This window comes from Arthrobacter sp. P1_B4 (assembly GCF_056406555.1).
Genome location: NZ_JBFTZW010000155.1, coordinates 1 through 3730, shown reverse-complemented (window position 1 = coordinate 3730; position 3730 = coordinate 1). Strand labels below are relative to the sequence as shown.

The window sequence follows — 3730 nt, the reverse complement described above, 5'->3', positions numbered from 1 at the left end:
CACCAACCACCTTGACCTGCCCGCCATCGAACAGCTCGAGGAAGCCCTCGACAGCTATGACGGCGCGCTGCTGCTGGTCACCCACGACCGCCGGCTGCTGGAAAACGTCCGCCTGGATGTGCGCTGGAACGTCGAGAACGGCGTTGTCACCGAACTGCACGCCGATGCCCCGAAAGGCAACACCAAATGAGCATGGACCGGGTCGCCTGGAGCTCCCTCTACAACATCACCCGCGCCTCCAGCGGGTCCAAGCCGTTCTCAAAGGAGACCCTGAAGCGCGTCTTCAGTTTTGCCCGCCCCCACCGCAGCAAACTGATCGCCTTCGTGCTGCTGTCCATCGTGATGGCCTTCCTGGCGGTCGCCACCCCGGTCCTCGCCGGGCAGGTGGTTGACGAGATCATCGCCCACGCGGAGGCCTCAACCGTGATCTGGCTGGCCGTCCTGATCGCCATCGTCGCGGTGGCCGAGGCGGGCCTGGGCCTCGTGACGCGCTGGCTGTCCTCCACGATCGGCGAAGGCGTGATCGTGGACCTCCGCACGAAGGTCTTCGACCACGTCCAAAAGATGCCGATCGCGTTCTTCACCAGGACCCGGACCGGGGCCCTGGTCAGCCGGCTGAACAACGATGTCATTGGTGCGCAGTCGGCCTTCGCCGGCACGCTCTCCGGCGTGGTCAGCAACGTCGTGGCCCTGGCGCTGACCCTTGCGGTGATGCTGAATAAATCGTGGCTTGTGACAGTGCTCGCCATGATCCTGCTGCCGATCTTCCTGATCCCGGCCCGCCGGATGGGCTCCAAGCTGGCCGATCTGCGGCGCGAAGCCGCCGAGCACAACGCCACCATGGGCACCCAGATGACCGAGCGCTTCTCCGCGCCCGGCGCCACGCTGGTCAAGCTTTTCGGCCGCCCCGACGAGGAATCCCGCGAGTTCGCCCTCCGGGCCGGCCGCGTCCGGGACATCGGCGTCCGCACCGCCATGCTGCAATTCACCTTCGTCACGGCGCTGACACTGGTCTCGGCCTTGGCCCTGGCACTGGTCTACGGCCTGGGCGGCTGGCTCGCACTCGCCGGGCAGTTGAACGCGGGCGACGTCGTCGTGCTCGCGCTGCTGCTCACCCGCCTGTACGCGCCGCTCACGGCACTTTCGAACGCACGGGTGGAGATCATGAGCGCCCTGGTCAGCTTCGAACGCGTCTTTGAGATCCTGGACCTCAAGCCGCTTATCCAGCAGAAGCCGGATGCGGTGGCGTCCCCGCCAGGTCCGCTCTCGGTGGAGTTCGACAATGTCCGCTTCGCCTACCCCTCGGCGGAGAAGGTCTCGCTGGCCTCCCTGGAGGACGTGCGGACCCTGGACACCCGCGGCGGCGAAGAAGTGCTGCACGGCATCAGCTTCCGGGTGGAGCCGGGTCAGACGGTGGCCCTCGTCGGCTCCTCCGGGGCGGGCAAGTCCACCATTGCGCAGCTCCTGTCGCGCCTGTACGACGTCGACTCCGGCGCCATCCGCTTCGGCGGCACGACGCCCGGCGCGGGCGTGGACGTCCGTGACCTCACGTTCGACTCGATGCGGGCGACCCTCGGGATGGTGACGCAGGACGGTCACCTGTTCCACGAGAGCATCGCCTCCAACCTGCGTCTGGCCCGGCCGGAGGCCACCGAAGAGCAGATGTGGGATGCGCTGCGCCGTGCCCGGCTCGAAGACATGATCCGGTCCCTGCCCGATGGACTGGACACCGTGGTGGGGGAGCGCGGCTACCGGCTCTCCGGCGGCGAGCGGCAACGCCTGACGATCGCCCGCCTGCTGATCGCCCAGCCGCGGGTGGTCATCCTCGACGAAGCCACCGCCGCGCTGGATTCGACCAATGAGGCCGCCGTCCAGGAGGCGCTGGGCGCCGCGCTGGAAGGCCGTACCGCCGTCGTGATCGCCCACCGTCTCTCGACGATCCGTGCGGCGGACGCGATCCTGGTGGTGGAAGACGGCTCGATCGTGGAGCGCGGTACCCACCGGGAGCTTCTCGCCGCCGAGGGCCGCTATGCGGAGTTGTACCGGACGCAGTTCTCCGAGGCCAGCGCGGTGGCCCAGGAATCCGTGCCCGGCTACTGAGCCGCCGTTAGGAAGCCGGCATTTTAGATGCCGGCTTTGGAGGCCCTGGCCGGTACGGGTCCTAGCCGGACGGCTTGGCGGACAGGGCCGGCAGCACATGGTCCGTCAGTAGCGGGGCGAGGTCGCCGGGCAGCTCGGCGGACAGGTCCAGCCAGCGGATCTCGGCGATTTCCGCCGACGGCCGGGCGCTCCATACCCCGGGCGCCGTGAAGACCGTTGCCTCGATCTGGGTGGCCGCCTCGTTGGCGGCATCCGCCAGCCAGCAACCCAGCAGGTCCAGGCGGTCCGGGGCCAGCACGATCCCCACTTCCTCCTGGAGCTCGCGCGCCGCAGCCTGGGCCGCTGTTTCGCCGGCCTCGGGTTTGCCGCCGGGGTGCATGAACTTGTCCGTGCCGCGTTTGCGGACGGTCAGGAGGCGTCCGGAGCGATCGAAAACGCAGACGGCGGAGACGACGATGCGCGGGTTCACCCGGCGCGCCCTGAATCCGGCGCGGCATCCGGCGTCGCATCGGGGGTCATATCCGGGGTTACTCCCGGCGTCACGCCTGGCCTTGTCTCGGGATCCGGGCCTGGGCCTGCTCCTGGTCTTGCGTCTGGTTTTGCTTTCAGTCGTCGCAGGACGGACTCCAGCAGCTGGTCCTTGGCGGGCCCGGTGACGTCCCAGCGGTATCCGCATTGGTCCGGACCGCGGAAGGTGTACGTCACGCGGTAGGTGTCCGGGTCGCACCAGTGCTCGTCCTGATTGGTTTGCCCGGCGAAGCCCATGCGGTGGAAGGGGCGGCCGTCCGGGAAGTACACGTCCAGGACATCGGGGGTGTCCGCCGGCCGCAGCAGATATTCCCGGCTCGCCGGGCCGGCGAACGGCGCGCCGCCCAGGGCCGCCCAGCGGACGGTGCCTTCTTCACGCCACCACAGTCCGCCGTCGTCGTCGGCAGTGAAGTGTACGACGCCGGTGAAGGTTCCGCTGGTGCCGGTGCTGCGGTCCAGCAGGGTGCGGTCGACGGACCAGGAGCCGCACAGGTAGGCGCGGAGGTCAAAGTCCGGACCCGTGTCCGGGGTTTCGTCCGGGGCAGGAATGTTCAAGTGCCCTCGATTGGAATCGAACCAACGACACCGGCTTTAGGAGAGCCGTGCTCTATCCACTGAGCTACGAGGGCGGATGTCCGCGGGCGGCCGGGGCCGGTCCGGTCGGACACGGATATAAGCATACAAGGTGAGCGCGCGTACTACGCTCTTGGCATGACTGCAGGAACCACCGAGCTTTCCGCCGGAGCCCTCTACTACCCCGATGTGGCCGCGACCAGGTTTTACGTCGGGGCCCTGGCGAAGCTGAGCGTGCTGCAGTATTTCGTGGCCGAGTCGGCTGTGATCGGTGCCTGGGCGGGAGCGGAGCCATACAGCCGCCGCACGGGCTACATCAGCGACCTCGGCGCCGTGGCGTGCGGAGAGTTCTCCGGCCGGGACGTCTGCTCGCCGGCGCACCTGCTGATGAACGCGTCATTTGTGGTCCAAGGCCTTGGCATGGTGGTCGGCGCGCTGCTGCTCGGCTCGGCGCTCCTGTGCTGTGCCGCGCGGACCGGCGTGCCCCTCCGGCGCGGCCGGGTGCCGGGGCGGCCGCACGGCCGCGCGC

The 3730-nt window shown here is 68.7% G+C and carries 3 protein-coding genes, 1 tRNA gene and 2 pseudogenes; 3 read left to right on the top strand and 3 right to left on the bottom strand.

Features of this window, described 5'->3' with window-relative positions; translation table 11 throughout:
* Both AC1D1W_RS20120 and AC1D1W_RS20115 read left to right on the top strand, forming a co-directional pair.
* Positions 1-190: pseudogene (locus tag AC1D1W_RS20120) on the top strand (ABC transporter ATP-binding protein); the annotation flags it as partial.
* Entirely contained in the window at positions 187-2100 is a 1914-nt protein-coding gene (locus AC1D1W_RS20115) for an ABC transporter ATP-binding protein (RefSeq protein ID WP_476944630.1), read from the top strand. The pseudogene AC1D1W_RS20120 and the gene AC1D1W_RS20115, both read left to right, overlap by 4 nt.
* 61 nt (positions 2101-2161) lie before the next feature.
* Here AC1D1W_RS20115 and AC1D1W_RS20110 read toward each other — a convergent pair whose 3' ends face one another.
* The 3 genes from AC1D1W_RS20110 to AC1D1W_RS20100 all read right to left on the bottom strand — a co-directional run bounded on the left by AC1D1W_RS20110 (position 2162) and on the right by AC1D1W_RS20100 (position 3257).
* Positions 2162-2569, bottom strand: coding sequence for an NUDIX hydrolase (locus AC1D1W_RS20110; protein ID WP_028276934.1), 408 nt, complete (start codon positions 2567-2569; stop codon positions 2162-2164).
* Entirely contained in the window at positions 2566-3183 is a 618-nt protein-coding gene (locus AC1D1W_RS20105) for a DUF6314 family protein (RefSeq protein ID WP_476944629.1), read from the bottom strand. Before AC1D1W_RS20105 ends, AC1D1W_RS20110 begins: the two co-directional genes overlap by 4 nt.
* Position 3184: 1 nt before the next feature.
* Positions 3185-3257 (bottom strand) — tRNA-Arg (locus AC1D1W_RS20100).
* Between the two features lie 82 nt (positions 3258-3339).
* Between AC1D1W_RS20100 and AC1D1W_RS20095 the strand changes: the two are divergent.
* A pseudogene (locus AC1D1W_RS20095) lies at positions 3340-3730 on the top strand (DUF998 domain-containing protein); the annotation flags it as partial.

Bases quoted from the DNA above. Each gene is read 5' to 3' on its own strand.
- AC1D1W_RS20115 (WP_476944630.1), top strand. From the start codon at position 187: ATGAGCATGGACCGGGTCGCCTGGAGCTCCCTCTACAACATCACCCGC.